Here is a 17,220-nt window from a genome sequence, read left to right as displayed (position 1 = left end):
GTACGCACGGCGCACCCGTTCCGTGCCCGATCCGTATCCGCCGCACCAGAAAGGCAGCACGATATGAGCGCCGTCACCTCCGGCCGTGAACGGGCCGTCTCCCAGCCTCCCGGCGGCGCGGGCGGCACGGAGGACACCGACTCGTCGGACGCCGGAGGGCCCTTCGGCGCCCGTTTCGCCGGCCGGGGAAGGCGGGCTGGCCTCGTCGCGGCCGGCGCGGCCGGGGCCGTGACCCTCGCCCTGCCTCCGATGCTGACCGCCAGTCAACTGTCGGTGTACATCCTGCTCGCCCTGTCCGCCATGGTCACCGTCGGGCTGAGCCTGCTCATGGGCTACGCGGGCCAGGTCTCCATCGGCCAGGCGTCGTTCTACGCCATCGGCGCCTACACGGCCGGCCTGCTGGGCGTCCACGGCACGCCACCATTGCTGGCGCTGGCCGCGGCACCACTGATCGCCGCCCTGTTCGCCGCCGCCATCGGCGGACCGCTGCTGCGGCTGCGAGGGCATCACCTGGCCTTCGCCACCATCGCCCTGCAGCTCATCCTCATCTCCTTGCTCGGCGAGGCGGACTGGGCCGGTGGCTCGGTCGGTCTGCAGGGCATCCCGCGACTCTCCGCCGGAGGTACGGAACTCGGCGAGGACATCCACTACGCCTACCTGGCCTGGGCTGCCGTGGCCGTCACCGTCCTGGTCGCCCGTAACGTCGTCACCTCACGGGCCGGCCGCGGACTGCGCGCGCTGGCCACCAGCGAGACGGCGGCGAGCGCCAGCGGAGTGCCGGTGGCCCGCTACAAACTCGCCGTGTTCACCCTGGCCGCCGCGTTCGCCGGACTCGCCGGAGGGATCTACGCCTTCTTCATCGGCTACATCAATCCGGGGTCCTTCCCGGTCCTGCTGTCCATCCAGTTCCTGGTGATGGCCGTCGTCGGCGGGCTCGGCACCATCTGGGGCGCACTCCTGGGCGCCACCGCGATCACCCTGATCGTGCAGTTCCTCAACGACCTGGGCTCCAGGCCGGGCATGCCCGCCAGTGCCCCCAGCATCCTCAACTACGCCGTGTACGCGGCCCTTCTCATCCTCGTCGTACTGTTCCTGCCGCGCGGCATCGTCCCCGCATTGCGCGACGCGTGGCAGCGCCGTATCGCGGGACACGTACGTGCGGGAACTGGGACCGTCGAGCGGGCCTGATTCGATCTACCGCGCGACCGCACCTTGTTGGTCGATCGTCCAAGACGCTGCGATATCATGGAGGACGCGCATTTCACTCTTGAAGCAGAAAGCGGGCCAGATGCCGCGTATGGCAGCAAAGGACCGACGGGAAGAGCTGCTCGCTGCAGCGTTCCGGGTCATGGTCCGGGAGGGAGTCGCCAAGGCGACGACGCGTGCGATCGTCAATGAGGCGAAAATGCCGCTGGGCGTCTTCCACTACTGCTTCAGCTCACGCGAGGAGCTGCTTCAAGAGGTTCTGACTCGTTTTACGGGCAGTTCGGTAGCCGCGGCGCGGAAGACCTTTGAAGGCGACGGCGACCTGGGGTCCCGTATCACCAAGAGTCTGAACGCCTTCTGGGAAGGTGTTGAGCGCAGCCCCGGACAGCACCAGGTGAGCTACGAGCTCACTCACTACGCCCTGCGCCAAGCCGGATTCGAGGATCTGGCTCGTCGGCAGTACCAGCATTACCTGGAAGCCCATACAGAGCTCCTGACGGAAGCCGCCGAAACCGCGGACATCGAATGGGTCGTTGCCGTCCCGGTTTTGGCCCGCTACCTCAACGCGGTGCTGGAAGGCATCACCTTGAGCTGGCTGGTCGATCGCAACAGCGAGCACAGTCGCGAGGTCCTCCGGCTGACCGCCGAGCACCTCATGACCCTCGTCGGCGAGAAGGTGGTAGCCGACAGGGTGTCGTAGTCGTCGCCCGGCGAATCCGATGCGGCCGGCGCCTGCCTCCGTGAACTCGGGCGGGCCCCGGCCGCATCGCTTGTGGCAGCCCGTGGTTCTGCAGGGCGACGGCCTTGGCAGAAATAAGTTTCAGGTTGGAACTGAAACAAAAGCTGGTAGGCTGCCGCCGAAGCAGCCGCGACGAGATGCAAGCCACGAAGGAGGGGACCTGCTGATGACGTCCACGCTGAGTCGAGCGCTGGCCAACTACCCCAACAGGTTCGACCCCGCAGCGCTCGGTGAACTGCCTGAGCGATTGCAGTCCACCGTCAAGCGGCGGAACAAGGTGCTGGGCCCTGGGTACGCGCTGAACTACCGGGAGCCGGTCGAGTTCGCCTCCGGCCGAGGTGCTCACCTGTTCGACCGGGAGGGCAACGACTACCTCGACGCCTACAACAATGTGCCCTGCGTTGGTCACGCACACCCGCACGTGGTCGAGGCCGTGTCCCGCCAGATGGCGGCGGTCAACACCAATACGCGCTATGTCCAGGAGTCACTCGTCGACTACGCCGAGCGCCTTCTCGCGACCATGCCCGAGGCGCTCTCGAAGGTCAGCTTCGCGTGCAGCGGGTCGGAGGCGAACGACCTGGCCATGCGCGTGGCTCGCTTCCACACGGGCGGCGAGGGAATCGTCGTGACGCGCTGGGCTTACCACGGTCTCACTCGCGAGGTTGCGAGCTTCTCGCCGACGCTCGGCGCGGGCTCACCGCTCGGGCCGAATGTGCGGGTCATCGATGCTCCTGATCCGCGACTCGTCCCGCCGGGTTCATCGCTTCCCGACCACATGCGAAGCCAGGTGCGCGGCGCGATCAACGACCTCGAGCGTCACGGCTACAGGCTTGCGGCGCTGATCACCGACTGCGCGCACTCCAGCGACGGCCTCTTCACCGACCCCGTCGGTTACCTGCGTGACATGGTCGAGGAGGTGCACGCCGCGGGCGGCGTGTACATCGCCGACGAGGTTCAGTCGGGATTCGCCCGGCTCGGAGAGTCGATGTGGGGGTTCAGCCGCCATGGGGTGCTTCCGGACATCGTCACGATGGGCAAGCCCATGGGTAACGGCATGCCGATGTCCGGCGTGGTGTTCAGGCCCGAGGTGTGCGAGGAGTTCGGGCGGAATGTCCGTTACTTCAATACCTTTGCCGGCAGTTCGATCGCGGTTGCCGCCGGTGCCGCGGTTCTGGACGTCTTCGAAGCGGAGAACGTGCAGCAGCGAGTTCTCGACAACGGCAGCGCGCTCAAAGCCGGCCTTGAGGAGATCACTCGCGAGTCTCCCCACGTCGCGGAGGTCCGCGGCAGTGGTCTGTACGTGGGCGTCGAACTCGTGAAGGACCGGGAGTCGCTGGAGCCCGATCGTGTCCGCGCCGACCACGTCATCAACGACATGCGTGAGCGTCGAATCCTCATCAGCGGCACCGGGGAAGCAGTCAATGTGCTCAAGATCCGACCGCCGCTGGCCTTCGACTCGGCCGACGTGACGCGATTCCTCGAGACCTTCGCGGAGATCGCCGAGACGCGCCTGTAGCAGGCTGAAAGCCGAAGGGACCGAACGGTGAACACCTCGCCCCCCGCACGTATCGCCCAGCAGTTGTTCCAGGAGAGCGGCCTGGCGTCGTCCCACGAGCCCATCGAGACGAACGTGGTGGACGCCCTCCTCGCGCGGCACTACCGGCTGAGCGGACGTCTTGAGCGGCTGGCAACCGAGAAGGACGACACGTTCCGGCTGCGGACCGGCACGGCCGACCATCTCGTCAAGGTCTCCCCGCCCGACGAGGCGGTAGCTGTCGTAGCTCTGCAAACGGCTGTGATGCGCCACCTCGAAACCGAAGCTCCTCATCTTCCCGTCCAGCGGGTCGAGGAGACCACCGAAGGCAGCGACAACGTACCGATCGAAACGAACGATGGCCGGGTTCGAGTCCTGCGCGTCTTCGACTTCGTCGAAGGTGCCGTCCTGGCGCGGACGAACCCCGATCCCCACCAGCTTGCCCAGGTCGGACAGATGCTCGGGCGAGTGGATCTGGCTCTGCGGTCATTCAGGCATCCAGCGGACGAGCGGAGCCTTGTGTGGGACCTTCGGCACTTCGACCAGCTGCGGGAGCTCATCGAGTACACGCCCGGCGCCGCGCACCGTCGGCTGGCACAAGAAGTGTTCCGCCTTTTCCACGAGGCCATTGTTCCGAGACTGGGTGATCTCGAGACCCAAGTGATCCATGGTGACTACAGTCCCTACAACGTCCTGGTGGATCCGCGGACGGACAGTTTCGTCACGGGAGTGATCGACTTCGGTGACAGCATGCGCAGTGCTTTGATCTTCGACCCTGCCGTGTCTCTCGCGAACCTGCTCGGCCGGACACCGTCGGATCCCTGGCGTGAGGCATGCAGCTTCGTTACGGGATACGAACGGGCCCGGCCGATCAAGGACACCGAACTCCCGCTCCTGCCTGTCGCCGCGCTGGCACGCCTCACACTTCGCGCGCTGGTCACCCATTGGCGCGCGGAACGCGTGCCGGAGCGTCGCGACTACCTGCTCGAGCACGCCAGAGACGACTGGGTCAACGTGGAGCGGGCCATGGCCGTCGCCATGGAGGAGGTCGTGGCCCGCTTGCTGAGCACCCGCCAGGACACGACTTGAGCGTGACCACTGATTCGGGCTGCGTACGGTCTCGCTAAGGTCAGGAGGTGAGCAGCATCAACCCCACACCCCGCGACTACAACAAGGCAAGTGTCCTTGAAGTGCTTCTCTCCCATGCGCCGTTGACCCGGAACAGCCTCATCGAGCTCACGGGGCTGAGCAAGGCGACGGTGTCTCGGGCCGTCGAGGAACTGCGCTCCGACGGGTTCGTCGTGGACGGGGGAGTCGACGCCGTCGTCGGGCGTGGCCGTCCGTCGACGTACCTCGATGTGCCCGAGACGGCCGGACATGTCGTGGGGGTCGGCTTCGGCGCCGTGACCACCGGCGTGCTGGTGACCGACCTACGCGGCCGTGAGATCGGACATGTGATCGTTCCGACGGTCGAGCACCACGACGTCCCCGCTGCCGGCCGGTGGCTGGTCGACCTGATCGCGCAGACCAGCGCCTCCGCACGCGGGCCACTGCGCCAGGTCGTCGCGGCACTGCCCGCCCATGTCCGCGACGGCGCCGAGGTCTTCCGGCCTGCCGATCCGATGAAAGTCTTCTCCGGCAGAGACTTGCACCGAACCGTCGAAGCGCTCGTCGGTGCTCCAGTGTCCTTCGACAGTGACGCGAACGCGTCCTTGCTGCAGGTGCTCACGGACGACGCGAGCATCCATGACGCTGCCCTGTTCAGCGTCAGCAGCACCCTGAGTTTCGCCACCTGCAGGGACCGGGAACTGGCTCGGGGACGTACTCCTTCGTTCGGCGACATCGGTTCCCTGTCCTCGGGCATCGGCGACCGCAGCCTCAACGGGCTGCTGAGCACCGCAGGGCTTGTGAAGTTCGCTCGTGAACACGGACTGGACTTCGAACGCGTCGAGGACCTGTGGCTGGCACCTCAGGACCATCGAGGCCGTGCGGAGATACTCAAGGCGTTCACGACGGCGGTCACGACCGCCGTGAGCATCGCCACCGTGACACTCGATCCCGAGTCCGTCTACTTCGTCGGCCGGTTGCACCCCTTGGTGGACGAGGTACTCCCCGAGGTGCGCAAGCGACTCGCACAGAACTTGCCGGTCAGCCCCCGGATCACGACCGTCTCCCAGATTCTGGGACTCTCGGTGGCACGCGGCGCGGTGCATGCCTGCCTGTCCATGACCCACAACCGCCTACGGGACGCACTGCTCAAGGCACGCAGTCAGGGACCGCGGCAGCAGCAAACCGCGCCGGCATTCTGATCCGCAGGCGGAACTCCGCGCCGCCTAGCGGTTGTTGTTCTCGAACTCGGGGGAGGCCCGGGCGACGATCCGGTAGAACAGGCTCGGGAACCAGCGGTGGAGCCGGACCGCCAGGCGTTCGGTGGGTCCGGCGATCACGATCAAGGGCCGATGTCGTTCGAGGGCGTCGACGGCCCGGGGGAGAACCGGTCGACCGACATCCCCGTCAGGCTCGCCTCGGAGCGCTCGCCGTAGGTCTGGCCGCTGCCGTTGATGCTGTTCACGGTGATCGGTGGCGCGACGAAGCCGGGTGCGATCACCGAAACGACGAGCTCCGGCTGCTCGGCGCGCAGTGCGTCGTAGAAGCCGAGCAGGGCGTGCTTGGCCGCGGCGTACGCCGAGCTGCACTTGTCGCTGAGCAGGCCGTTGATGCTGCTGACCACCGCCACCTGGCTGCCCGGGCGGAGGGAGGGCAGCAGCGCCAGGGTCAGCGAGATGTTGCCGTAGTAGTTGATGTCGGTGACCCGCTGGTAGATCGAGAGCGGCGTGTTGCGGACCCAGCAACACTGGGTTCCTGTTCCGTTACCACTCGGACTCCGACGTCGGAGTCGTCGTCCGGCGAAACCGATGCGGCCGGCGCCCGCCCCCGTGAACTCGGGCGGGCGCCGACCGCATCGCGTATGGCGTTGTGTCAGTCGAACAGGTCGGGCTGTTCCGCGGTGATCTGGTCCCACAGGGGGCGGAACTGGAACCAGCCCGGCAGGGCGCCGGAGATCTGCGTACGGACCGTTCGCGCTGTTTCGGCGTCGATGAGCTTCGGCTTTCCGGCGGCCATGGCCAGGAGTTGGGCCTGGCAGGAACGTTCCATGGTGATGAAGTACCAGGCCGCTTCGGCGACGGACGCCCCGACCGTGAGCAGCCCGTGGTTCTGCAGGACGACGGCCTTGCCCTCGCCCAGTGCCACGTGATGTGCCCGGCCACCCCCTCGGAGAACCCGAAGCGGGCGAACAGGAGGAAGGCGGCGGCGAGTTCCTGCTTACGGACCTCGCGCTCCTCCTCGACGCTCAGGTTCTGCTGGGGGAGTGGTAGGTAGACGCCCTCGGGCATGGCGCCGACGGACGCGTGCGGGGCTGCGGCGGGTGTCATGGTCATGGGCTGGCCTTTCGGAATCCGGCGATCTGCTCAGGAGTGGCGCGGCTACTTGGTACGGCCCTACTTGGTACGGCCCTACTTGGTACGGCCGCGCAGACCGGCGCCGTACATGACGTCCGCCAGGCGCAGGATGAAGCGGTAGGCCGAGGGCTCGTACGGGATCATGTGCATGTCCCGGCGCATCGGGAACCGGTTCGCGCTGACGGCCTGGAGCCGGGTGTACTTCTTGATCCCCTCGATGCCGTGGCGGACGCCGAGGCCGGACTCCTTCCAGCCGCCCATGGGCAGGCCGAGGGCCATGTAGTTGGTCTGGGCGTCGTTGATGGTGACGCAGCCGACCTCGAACTGCTCCGCCAACTGCCGGGCGCGCTTCATGTTCGAGCCGATGATGGAGGCCTGCAGCCCGTACGAGCTGTCGTTGACCAGCCGGACGGCTTCCTCGGCGCTCGCGACCTTCATCACGGGCAGGGTGGGACCGAAGGTCTCCTCCCGCATGCACTTCATGGTGTGGTCGACGTCGACGAGCAACGTGGGCTCGAAGAACCGGCCGGGTCCGTCGGAGCTGTGACCTCCCACGAGTACGCGGGCGCCCTTGTGCAGTGCGTCGAGCCGACGCGTCGGAGACATGGCCGACCACCGCTCCGGTGGCGGGATTGTCCACGGCGATACGGGCACCAGTCGGGGAGCCGTCTGTCATGAGGGATCGAGTCTGTGCCACGGAAATCTCCCACCGGAACGTTGACTTGGCTTCACCCAGAATGAGACGGTCATCCGAACAAGTCAGACGTCTTGTACGAGCGTCCAAGTAGCGCGAGACGGCTGAGAGAGTCTCGAGACGGACCCCGAGACGGCCGAGAAACCTCTTCGATCCGCGTCACGAAGGAGCGGTTGGATGAAACGGACGACGGAGGTCGCGTTGAGCGGCCTGGGTGTGCCCGAATCCCTGCGCTGGCACGAGGGAGCCCTCTGGTTCTCCGATCTCGCACACGGCACAGTGCACCGTTGGGACGGCACCGGTGAACCGGAAACGATCCTCGACGTCCCCGGCCGGGCCGGCGGGCTCGGCTGGCTCCCCGACGGCCGCCTGCTCGTCGTATCCATGGACGGGGGATGCGTCTACCGGCAGGAACCCGACGGCGCACTGGTCGAGCACGCCGATCTGCGCCCCATCGTCGGCGGTCCGGTCAATGACATGCTCGTCGACCCGCAAGGGCGGGCCTACGTCGGCAACTTCGGCTTCGACTACCACGCCTTCTCGCGCGAGCACCCGAATTCCATGCTCTACGCGCCGCCCGGCCCGCCGCGAACCCCCATCGCATGCCTCGCCCCGGACGGAAGCCTGCTCGCATTGACCGAACCGCTGCTCTTCCCGAACGGCACGCTCCTGACCGCCGACGGCAGCGCCCTGGTGGTGGCCGAAACCCTTGCCATGCGACTCACCGCCCTGCCCAGGACCCCCGACGGCATCCCCGGAAAGCCGCAGCCCTGGGCTCCGCTGATCGCACCGCTGCTCTGGCGGCTCCTGAACCACCCGGGGCCGGCCGGACGTATCACCCGCAAGATCTCGGCGCTCCTGGACCACCCCGCCATCGCGAAGCGTTCCGCGTCGCCGATCGCACCGGACGGCATCGCGTGGGACACCGACGGCGAGTCGATCTGGGTCGCGAACGCGCTTCGCGGTGAATGTGTGCGGGTCGCCCCGGGCGGCCGCGTCCTCGATCGGGTCGCGACGAGCCAGAACACCCTCTGTTGCCTGCTGGCCGGACACGACGGGCGGACCCTCTTCGCCGCCACCGTTCCGACGGACGATCCGGTCCGAGCCGCTGAACTCAACAGCGGCCGGGTCGAGATGGTGCGGCTGTGACTGCCGCAGTAACGATCAGACTCCACCCGTACCGGACGATTGACTTGGACGTACGACCGAGGAGAATCCATCGGCATGCGCCATATATCTGACAAGGGCCAGGTCATTTTCGTGACCGGCGCGGCCAACGGGATCGGGGCAGCCGTCGCGGAACTCGCGATCGCCCGCGGCCACCGCGTCATGCTGACCGACGTGGACGAGGCAGCCGTTCTGGCTCGCGCCCGTGAACTGGGCACGCGGGCGGCCGCCTGCGCGCTGGACATCCGAAGCACCGAAGGCTGGAGCCGCGCCTTCGAGGCGGCGGAGGCCGCTTTCGGCGTCGTCGACGTGCTGGTCAACAACGCCGGCATCATCCACACCGGACACGCGCGGGACCTCAGTGCGCAACAGCACCGCGACATCGTCGAGATCAACCTGCTGGGCACCATCACCGGGGTCTGCACGGCACTCGAGCGCATGACCGCGCAAGGACACGGTCACATCATCAACGTCTGCAGCATGACCGCGTTCCTGCCGCTGCCCGGATACGCCACCTACTGCGGCACCAAGTACGGTCTGCGGGCCTTCCACCACAGCGTCGCCATCGAGGAACGCGACGGGCCGCTGGACTTCACGATCATCCATCCGCCGTCCACCCGGACGGGCATGCTCGACCAGGAGATGGCCGATCCCTCCTGTGCCATCTCCTTCGCGGAGAAGTCCTACGCACCGGAACGGATCGCCGAGGCCGTCGTCGACGCGGTCACCAGCAAACCGGTCGAGGTGGTGTTCCCGCCGCTCGCCGGCCGCGTCCAGCGAATCGCCGGCGTGTTCCCCAGGCTGATGCGCCGTGTCATCCCCATGGCCGAGGCCAGGGGGAGGCGGCAGAGGGAGAAGCTCCTCACCGCCCCGACGACTGCCCCGTCAGCAAAGTAGGCCTTTCTGTGATCCCGCCCTGACCAGGCCCGTTCCGTCCCCCGGAGGCTCCATGCCCACAGAGTTCCACCAACCGGCACGGGTGCCGGCCGCCGTCGCCGGAGCGGATGCCGGCCAGGGACCGGCCGAGCCCGTCTCACGTGGCTGGATCACCTTGTACGGCCTGGTCTGGTTCGGGTACTGGATGGCGAATCTCGTCCCCCTCCAACTGCTGCTCCCTCAGCAGTTGGAGGCGATCGACCCGGCGTCCAAGGTCCACGACTTCGCCGTCGTCAACGCCGTCTCGGGACTGGTCGCGATCCTCGCCCTCCCCTTGTGCGGCGCACTGTGCGACCGCTCCCGGAGCCGCTTCGGACGCAGAAGACTCTGGCTCGCGGCCGGCACGCTCGCGTTCGCCGCGGGACTCGTCGTCACCGGGGAACAGACGACCGTGGCCGGGGTGACCATCGCGTGGGCGGCCAGCATGCTCGGACTCATCGCCGCCACCTCCGGGCTGACCGCCCTCATCGCCGACCGCGTTCCCGTCAACCAGCGCGGTCTCGTGTCCAGCGCGGTCTACGGCCCCCAGGCCCTCGGTGTGGTGGTCGGCATAGCCGTCGTCTCCGCCTTCGCGCTCTCCCCCGAGAGCAGTTACGTCGTCATCGCAGCCGTGCTGATCATCTGCACCGTGCCGTTCATGGCGCGCTTTCGTGACCCCGTGGCCGGCTCCGAGCCTCCACTGAGTCTGCGCGCACTGCTCACCTCCATGGGCGGCTCTCTCAAGAACCGCGACTTCGCCTGGGCCTTCGGCGGGCGGCTGGTGGTCAACCTGGCGAACTCCCTCGGTGTCTGCTACACCCTCTACTTCCTGACCGACAACCTGAAGGTCCCCGATCCGGCCGGAAGCCTCCTGGTCTGCACCGTGCTCTATCTGGTGGCCGGACTCCTGGCCACCTCCGTCGCCGGGGTACTGTCCGACCGCCTCGGCAGACGGCGGATCTTCGTCGCACTGGCGGCGCTGCTGCAGGCGGCCTCGGGCTTCCTCCTGGCGAGCTTCCCGAGCCTCACCGTCATTCTGGTGGCGTCGGCTCTCATGGGCGGCGGCTTCGGCGCGTACATGGCCGTCGACCAGGCTCTGATCACCCAGGTCCTGCCCGACGCGGAGAGCCGGGCCCAGGACCTCGGCATCATGAACATCGGTACGGTCATCCCACCCGCGCTGGCCCCGCTCATCGCCAGCTTCATCATCACCTCGAACCGCGGCTATCCACTCCTCTTCGCCCTGGTCGGCGTGACCGCGACCATCGGAGTCCTGCTCGTGTACCGCGTACGTTCCGTCAGATAGAGACGCCGAGCCACCTCCTCACCCGAAGACCCCTCACCCGAAGAAGGAAGGCCGCGGAAACGTAAGTCGTCGGTGGTCGCCTCAACTCCCTTTCGTCATAGGTCGGGTGGCACGGAAGGTACCTGCCGTGGCGGTCTCGGTGGTGCCGTCGGGGAAGACGATCCGTGCGGTGGTGGCCGGTGGCACGTCGACGGTGAGGGTCAGCTCGTCGCCGGTCGTCCGCCACTCGACGGTGATCGTGCCCTGCGGGGACTCGTGCGTGCCCCGGGCCCACGTCAGTGACGGGTGGGGGACGGGCGCGACCTCGATGGACTCCCATGCGACCGAGCCCGGTGCCTGGCGCAGGCCCAGCGTGTGGGTGTGCAGGAAGCGGATCACGGCGCCCTTGCTGTAGTGGTTCAGGGAGTCGTGGGCGTCTCCGTTCTCATCGATGCCCTCCCAGTCCTCCCAGATGGTCGTCGCGCCGCGGTCCAGCATGTACAGCCAGGACGGTGCGGTGCGCCGGAAGAGCAGCTTGTACGCGATGTCGGCGTGGCCGGTGACGGCCAGGACCGGGAGCAGGTCGCCCGTGGCGAGGAAGCCGGTGCCGAGGTGGGTGTCGGCGGCGCGGATCAGTTCGACGAGGCGTGCGGCGGCGGCCGCGCGCAGTTCGTCGGGGACGAGGCCGAGGGAGAGCGCGCGTACGTACGCGGCCTGGGTGTCGCCGGTGGTGTGTCCTTCGGGGGTGAGGAACTCGGTGCGCCAGGCGTCCCGGACCCGTTCGGCGGTCTCGGCGTAGCGGGCCGCGTCCTCGGTGTGGCCCAGTACCCGCGCGATACGGGCGAGGGTCGACGTCGAGCGGTACAGGAACGCCGTGCCGACCTCGCCCTTGTCGGCCATGAACCAGGCGACGGGGTCGCTCTGGACCGGGTCGATGCGGGTGCCGTCGGCCGCCTTCGCCTTCGGCTCGGTCCACTCGCCCCAGTGGAAGGAGCCGTCCCACAGGTACTGCTCGTGCGGCAGCGGCTCGGGCGAGCGCTCGATCCGGGACTGATGGCGGGCGGTGCGGGCGGTCCGTAGCGCCCACTCGACCCAGCGGACCATCGCCTCCCAGTTCTCGGCGAGGACCTTCCGGTCGCCGTAGGACTCGTACAGCTCCCAGGGGACGGCGACGATCGCGTCGCCCCAGCCTGCCGAGCCGGTCATCATGGCGAACTGGTCGTCGAGGTGGTGCTTGATACGGCGGCCGTCGGGCGAGAAGTTGGCGATGCGGCCGTCGGGCAGCTGGTCGTCGCGGACCGAGCGGAGCCATTTGCGGCTGAATCCGAGGACGTCGTAGAGGCGCGTGGCGGTGGGGGCGAAGACCTGGAAGTCGCCGGTCCAGGCGAGGCGTTCGCGGGTCGGGCAGTCGGTGGGTACGTCGACGGCGTTGCCGCGGAAGCTCCAATCAGCGATCTCGTGAAGGCGGTTGAGGTCGTCGTCGCTGCAGGCGAAGGTGCCGGTGCGGCGCAGGTCGGTGTGGACGACGCGCATCGTGATGCTCGCGGGGTCGAGCGGGGCGCCGTCGCGGCGGAGGCGCGCGTACCGGAAGCCGTGCACGGTGTGGCGTGGCTCGAACGTCTCGCTCCGGCCCGCGGAGACGGCCTCGTCGCGCTGGACGAAGGGGATCGGGTCCGCGCCGGGGCGTACGGAGTCCAGATGGGCGGTCGTCAGATCGCCGTCGGCGCCGGCGTGTTCGCCGTAGTCGATGACGGTGCGAGTGCCGGGCGGGCCGAGGTCGCTCAGGGCGAGCCATCCCGAGGCGTTCTGGCCGAAGTCGGCGATCCAGAGCCCGTCTTCGAGTTGCTTGACCGACTGTGCCGTACGCGACTCCACGACGCGTACGGGAGGCGCGGGCGACCAGTCGATCGCGGGGGCCTCCACCTGATCGACGAGGACCGGCTGCTCGGCGCCGGGCTCGGTGCGGAAGTCGGTGGTCTGCCCATCCATGAGGTCGGCCCGGGTGATGGCCGACCGGGTGCTCGTCCAGGTCTCGTCGGTGCGCACGACCTGGTGCGAGCCGTTCTCGTACGTGATGTGCAGCTCGGCGCGTGCGGCGAGCACCGTTCCCCAGCCGGCCGGCAGGCGGAAGGCGCCGACCTGGCCTTTGTACCAGCCGTCGGAGAGGACGATCTCGAGCTGGTTGGCGCCCGCTTGGAGCGCGGCCGTGATGTCGGATGCCTGGGCGTGGAGCGTGCGGTCGTACGACGTGGCACCGGGCGACAGTTCGGCGGTGCCGGCCCGCTCGCCGTTCACGTAGGCCTCGTACACGCCGAGCGCCGTCGCGTACAGCCGCGCCGAGCGCACCCCGGCCCGTGCCTCGAACCGGGTCGTCAGGGTGTGGGCCGGGCGCTTGCCGTAGCCGGGGTCGTCGCCGGATTCGGCAGGTGAGATCCAGTGCGCCTGCCAGTCCTCGTCGAGGAGGCCGACCTCGAAGGTGCTCAACTCCGACCACGGCGACGGGCCTTCGGCATCCCGGGCCCGGGCCCGGACCCGCCAGGCCACCTGCCGGCCGCTCCGCAGCGCCGCCCAGGGCCAGGGGAGGAAGCGGTGCTGGTCGGGCGCGACCGGCACCGCGGGCTGCGCCTCGCCGTCGACGGTGCATTCAAGTTCGTATCCCGTTGTGCGTCCCGCGTCCGACGGCGGCTTCCACGACAGGCGGGGTGCGGGGCCCGACACGGGGAACTGGTCACCGCCGTAGTCGATGCGCAGGTCGTACGGTGCGTTCTTCATGTGCTGCTTTCTCGGAACGGTGGACTGGGGACGATCGCCGAACTGCCCTGTTACCGAACCGACTTGATCTTGAACTTGATGATCAGGCCGCCGGTGAGTGCGAGCACCGCGCCGCTCAGGTAGAGCAGTGTGTAGTTCTTCTCGCCTCCGCTCGTGACGCCGATGGTGATGACGAGCGGGGCGATGAGCGGGGCGAGGGCGCTGGGGATCTTCTGTGCGAAGGCGACGACCGCGAGATAGCGGCCGGCCTGGGCCCGGTCCGGGAGGACGGCGAACACGATCGCCTGGTCGACGGCGCTGAACATCGCGATGGCGAGCTGCATCAGTACCGCGCCGACGATGAGTTGGGGCAGCGAGTAGGCGAAGGCCTCGGCGACGGCCCCGGCGACGAAGATCGTGGATCCGATCACGGTGAACAGCTTGCGCCGGCCGAGCTTGTCGGAGAGGAAGCCGCCGCCGATGGCGCCGGCGGTTGCCGCGAGCACTCCGAGGATGCCGATCGCCGATACGACGCCGGCGACCTCCTTGACGGGCAGGTCGAGCCGCTGGGCGTAGAAGAAGGTGCCGAAGGTGGTGTTGAAGTACAGGCCCATGAAGAAGACGAAGCGGCCGAGCCAGTTCCAGCCGAAGTCGGGGTACTTCCGCGGATTGAAGCCGTAGCTGGCGACCATGCCCTTGAGGCTCACCTGGCTGGTGTGGACGAGCGCGCGGGAGTCGCCCTCCGGCTTGAGCAGCGGGAACAGCAGCAGCATGGCCGCTCCGATGACGCCCGGGACCAGGAACACCAGAATTGTGCTGTCGGCCACCGTGTACGCGATGCCGATACCGACCACGGGCGCGATCTGGGTCATGACGCCGGTCACCGCCGAGACGCGTCCGCGCTGTTCCTCGGGTACGCGGTCGGCCTGGACGTTCTGGATGGCCTGCCCGACCGTGGACCAGCCGACCATGCCGACGACCCACGCCAGGCCCACCAGGAAGACGGTCGGTGCGACGGCGATTCCCAGGAGCCCGGCCATGCCGATGGCCGTGCCGGCGAACATGAACGGTGTCCGGCGGCCCAGGCGGGAGCGCATCCGGTCGCTCCAGAAGCCCATCAGAGGGCTGAGGACCAGATAGACGAACTGGGCGGATCCGGTGACGTATCCGAGCAGTTGCTCGCGGCCGGGGGCGAGCTCGTCGATCCGCAGGGCCAGCGAGTAGGAGAGCGGAACCATCAGGGCCAGGGAGGCCCCGAAGCTGGCGATCATGATCCAGGCGAGGTAACTCCTGCTGACCCTCTCCAGCGGCGGGGCCTCGATCTCGGGGGTGGGGGTCTCGGCCGGTTCCTCGCTGTCGCCCTTCGCCGGATCGGTGGGTTCCTCGCCGTTGCCTGTTGCCGGTTCGGTCGGCGGGGGTCCGGCCACGCTGATGTCGCGGTTGTTCTTCGTCATTGAGACTCCTTCGTCTCATGTGTGCGAGGTGGCACGGCAGTTGGTCCGTTACGAGGGCAATCTGTGGTTGGAACGTTTCAGTGAGGGGCGTCCGTGTGCGGGTCCGGCTTGCGTCCGTCCAGGCCGTGCCAGCGGTGGCGGAGGGCGAACGCGGCCGTCTTCGGCTTGCGGTCGCGGGTGAACACGCCCTTCTTGTTGCCGTCCACGCGATGGATGCCTGCGGCGGTCTGGAAGTCGGCGAAGTTCCAGACGTGTTCGCCGATGAACTCGGGGATGCGGTCGAAGACGCGGTGGTACAGGGCGAGGTAGTCGCTCTGGTACTCCTCGCTCCACGGCGTGTCCCAGATCGAGTGCAGACCGGGCTGGGTGTCGGCGCCGTACTCGGACATCATCACCGGCTTGCCGAAGCGCGCGGCCCAGCCGCGGAGGTCCTGTTCCAGGGCCTGTTCGGCGGTCGCGAGGTCGCCGGTGAACACGTACCAGCCGTAGTAGCGGTTGATGCTCAGTACGTCGAAGAGGTCGCCGATCAGGTCGTTCTGCGGTGTGGCGAACATGACCGCGGAGTAGGTGAGGGGGCGGGTCGGGTCGAGTTTGCGGGCCAGCTCGACCAGGGGCCCGAAGTACTCGCGGGCGCCGTCCTCGTTGGAGGCCGGTTCGTTGGCGAGGGACCACATCACCACGCTTGGGTGGTTCTTGTCCCGTTCGATCAGCTCGCGCAGGTGCTCGGCGTGGACGTCGCGGGTGGTGCCGCCGAAGTTCTCCGGTGCGAAGGTCGGGGTCGGTGCCTGGCCGGTGAGGCCGCCCATGACGCCCAGGTTGAGGCCGACGGCGGCGGTCTCGTCGATGACGACGATGCCGTGCCGGTCGGCGAAGTCGAGCACCTCTTCCGCGTACGGGTAGTGCGAGGTGCGGAAGGAGTTGGCGCCGGTCCACTCCATGAGCTGGAAGTCGTGGACGAGGTAGGCGTCGTCGTGGCCCTTGCCCCGGACGGGGGTGTCCTCGTGCTTGCCGAAACCGGTGAAGTAGAACGGTTCGCCGTTGATGAGGAAGTCGGTGCCGCGCACTTCGACGGTGCGGACGCCGAAGGGCTGGGTGTAGCTGTCGACCACGTCCCTCGCGGCGGGCTCCGCCTCGTCGGTCAACTCCACCACGAGGTCGTACAGGTAGGCGGCGCCGGGCTGCCAGAGGATGACGTCCTCGATGCGGAGGATGCCCTCGGGGCCGTATGCCTGCGCAATCGTGTGGCCCGACTCGTCGACCGCGCGTACCCGGACGGCGATCGTGTCGGTGGCCTCGCCGGCGGTCTCCACGCGGTACTCGACGATGCCGTCCGCGCCGTCCCGACCGGTGACGACCGTGACGTCCTCGACGAAGGTCCGTGGCGTGCTGCACAGGCGGACCGGGCGCGCGATGCCCGCGTAGTTGTAGAAGTCGTGCAGGTACGACTGGCGTTCGCGGCCGTCGGGTCCTGTGGTGACGGTGCCGGGCGGGATCGTCACGTTCGTCAGCCGGTTGTCGACGCCGACCGTCAACCGGAACTCGGCGCCGGGCTGCACGATTCCGGTCAGGTCCGCCTCGAACGGGGTGTAGCCGCCGGTGTGTTCGGCCACGAGCCGGTCGTCCACGTAGACCTGCGCGGCGTGGGTGACGGAGCCGAAGCGCAGGACCACCCGCCCACCCGTCTCCCGGCCACCACCCCTACCAGAAGTCGCTTCGCTCCCCTTGTCTGTCCAGCCGCGCGGCACCCGCACCTCGCGCTGGTACCAGACGACGCCGACGTGGTCACGGATCTCGGGGTCCACGAACAGGTCGTTGTAGCTGGCGGGGACGGGGGCTTCGAGGGGCGAGGTGAGCCGCGACGTCCACGGGGTGGCGCCGGTGCGGGTGTCGAGGGCGAACCGCCACAGGCCGTCGAGGCTGACGATGTCACGGGTGGGGCTGGTGCGGGGGGAGAGCATGGGGCTCCTACGCGTCGTTGCGGGGCCGGTGGCCCGGGGAGGACGAGGTGGGATGC

General features: G+C 68.2%; 15 protein-coding genes. 9 read left to right on the top strand and 6 right to left on the bottom strand.

The annotated features are described in order from the left end of the window. Positions 1–63 precede the first annotated feature (63 nt). From OHT21_RS05655 to OHT21_RS05635, 5 genes are all read left to right on the top strand, one after another. Positions 64–1,188, top strand: coding sequence for a branched-chain amino acid ABC transporter permease (locus OHT21_RS05655; protein WP_328767128.1), 1,125 nt, complete (start codon positions 64–66; stop codon positions 1,186–1,188). A 109-nt stretch (positions 1,189–1,297) separates the two neighbouring features. Continuing rightward, positions 1,298–1,906, top strand: coding sequence for a TetR/AcrR family transcriptional regulator (locus OHT21_RS05650; RefSeq protein WP_328767127.1), 609 nt, complete (start codon positions 1,298–1,300; stop codon positions 1,904–1,906). Between the two features lie 82 nt (positions 1,907–1,988). After that, positions 1,989–3,461 carry an aspartate aminotransferase family protein gene (locus OHT21_RS05645; RefSeq protein WP_328767126.1) on the top strand — a complete coding sequence of 491 codons (1,473 nt, stop codon included), beginning with the start codon at positions 1,989–1,991 and terminating at the stop codon, positions 3,459–3,461. 27 nt (positions 3,462–3,488) lie between these two features. Continuing rightward, a complete protein-coding gene (locus OHT21_RS05640) occupies positions 3,489–4,568 on the top strand; it encodes a phosphotransferase (protein WP_328767125.1) in 1,080 nt (359 codons plus the stop codon). Positions 4,569–4,615: 47 nt separating this feature from the next. Then, a complete protein-coding gene (locus OHT21_RS05635) occupies positions 4,616–5,788 on the top strand; it encodes an ROK family transcriptional regulator (RefSeq protein ID WP_328767124.1) in 1,173 nt (390 codons plus the stop codon). Between the two features lie 140 nt (positions 5,789–5,928). Here OHT21_RS05635 and OHT21_RS05630 read toward each other — a convergent pair whose 3' ends face one another. Both OHT21_RS05630 and OHT21_RS05625 read right to left on the bottom strand, forming a co-directional pair. After that, entirely contained in the window at positions 5,929–6,501 is a 573-nt protein-coding gene (locus OHT21_RS05630) for an SDR family NAD(P)-dependent oxidoreductase (protein ID WP_328767123.1), read from the bottom strand. Continuing rightward, complete coding sequence (locus tag OHT21_RS05625) at positions 6,459–6,731, bottom strand: class II aldolase/adducin family protein (RefSeq protein WP_328767122.1); 273 nt, start codon at positions 6,729–6,731, stop codon at positions 6,459–6,461. The genes OHT21_RS05630 and OHT21_RS05625 overlap by 43 nt, the downstream gene beginning before the upstream one ends. Here OHT21_RS05625 and OHT21_RS05620 point away from each other — a divergent pair. Further along, positions 6,725–6,856 (top strand): hypothetical protein, encoded by a 132-nt coding sequence (locus OHT21_RS05620; RefSeq protein ID WP_328767121.1) that lies wholly within the window; start codon positions 6,725–6,727, stop codon positions 6,854–6,856. The genes OHT21_RS05625 and OHT21_RS05620 overlap by 7 nt on opposite strands. A 138-nt stretch (positions 6,857–6,994) precedes the next feature. Here the strand turns inward: OHT21_RS05620 and OHT21_RS05615 are convergent, their stop codons facing one another. Continuing rightward, on the bottom strand, positions 6,995–7,546 hold the full coding sequence (locus OHT21_RS05615; protein ID WP_328767120.1) for an aldehyde dehydrogenase family protein: 552 nt from the start codon (positions 7,544–7,546) through the stop codon (positions 6,995–6,997). A gap of 265 nt (positions 7,547–7,811) precedes the next feature. On the opposite strand from OHT21_RS05615, the gene OHT21_RS05610 reads away from it, so the two are divergent. From OHT21_RS05610 to OHT21_RS05600, 3 genes are all read left to right on the top strand, one after another. Continuing rightward, a complete protein-coding gene (locus OHT21_RS05610) occupies positions 7,812–8,783 on the top strand; it encodes an SMP-30/gluconolactonase/LRE family protein (protein WP_328767119.1) in 972 nt (323 codons plus the stop codon). A gap of 75 nt (positions 8,784–8,858) precedes the next feature. Then, entirely contained in the window at positions 8,859–9,698 is an 840-nt protein-coding gene (locus OHT21_RS05605) for an SDR family NAD(P)-dependent oxidoreductase (protein WP_328767118.1), read from the top strand. A gap of 52 nt (positions 9,699–9,750) precedes the next feature. Then, positions 9,751–11,022, top strand: coding sequence for an MFS transporter (locus OHT21_RS05600; protein ID WP_328767117.1), 1,272 nt, complete (start codon positions 9,751–9,753; stop codon positions 11,020–11,022). An 81-nt stretch (positions 11,023–11,103) separates the two neighbouring features. Here the strand turns inward: OHT21_RS05600 and OHT21_RS05595 are convergent, their stop codons facing one another. The 3 genes from OHT21_RS05595 to uidA form a co-directional block, all read right to left on the bottom strand. Next, on the bottom strand, positions 11,104–13,773 hold the full coding sequence (locus OHT21_RS05595; protein ID WP_328767116.1) for a family 78 glycoside hydrolase catalytic domain: 2,670 nt from the start codon (positions 13,771–13,773) through the stop codon (positions 11,104–11,106). A 50-nt stretch (positions 13,774–13,823) separates the two neighbouring features. Next, the gene (locus OHT21_RS05590) at positions 13,824–15,206 is read right to left on the bottom strand and encodes an MFS transporter (protein ID WP_328767115.1); all 1,383 of its coding nucleotides are present in this window, start codon (positions 15,204–15,206) and stop codon (positions 13,824–13,826) included. Between the two features lie 77 nt (positions 15,207–15,283). Beyond that, a complete protein-coding gene (gene uidA / locus OHT21_RS05585) occupies positions 15,284–17,164 on the bottom strand; it encodes a beta-glucuronidase (protein WP_328767114.1) in 1,881 nt (626 codons plus the stop codon). Between the last annotated feature and the right edge of the window lie 56 nt (positions 17,165–17,220).

Origin of the sequence: Streptomyces sp. NBC_00286, assembly GCF_036173125.1 — a bacterium.
Taxonomy (GTDB): domain Bacteria; phylum Actinomycetota; class Actinomycetes; order Streptomycetales; family Streptomycetaceae; genus Streptomyces.
Note: the sequence above shows the minus strand (reverse complement) of the source record. Positions and strands in the feature narration are given on the sequence as shown.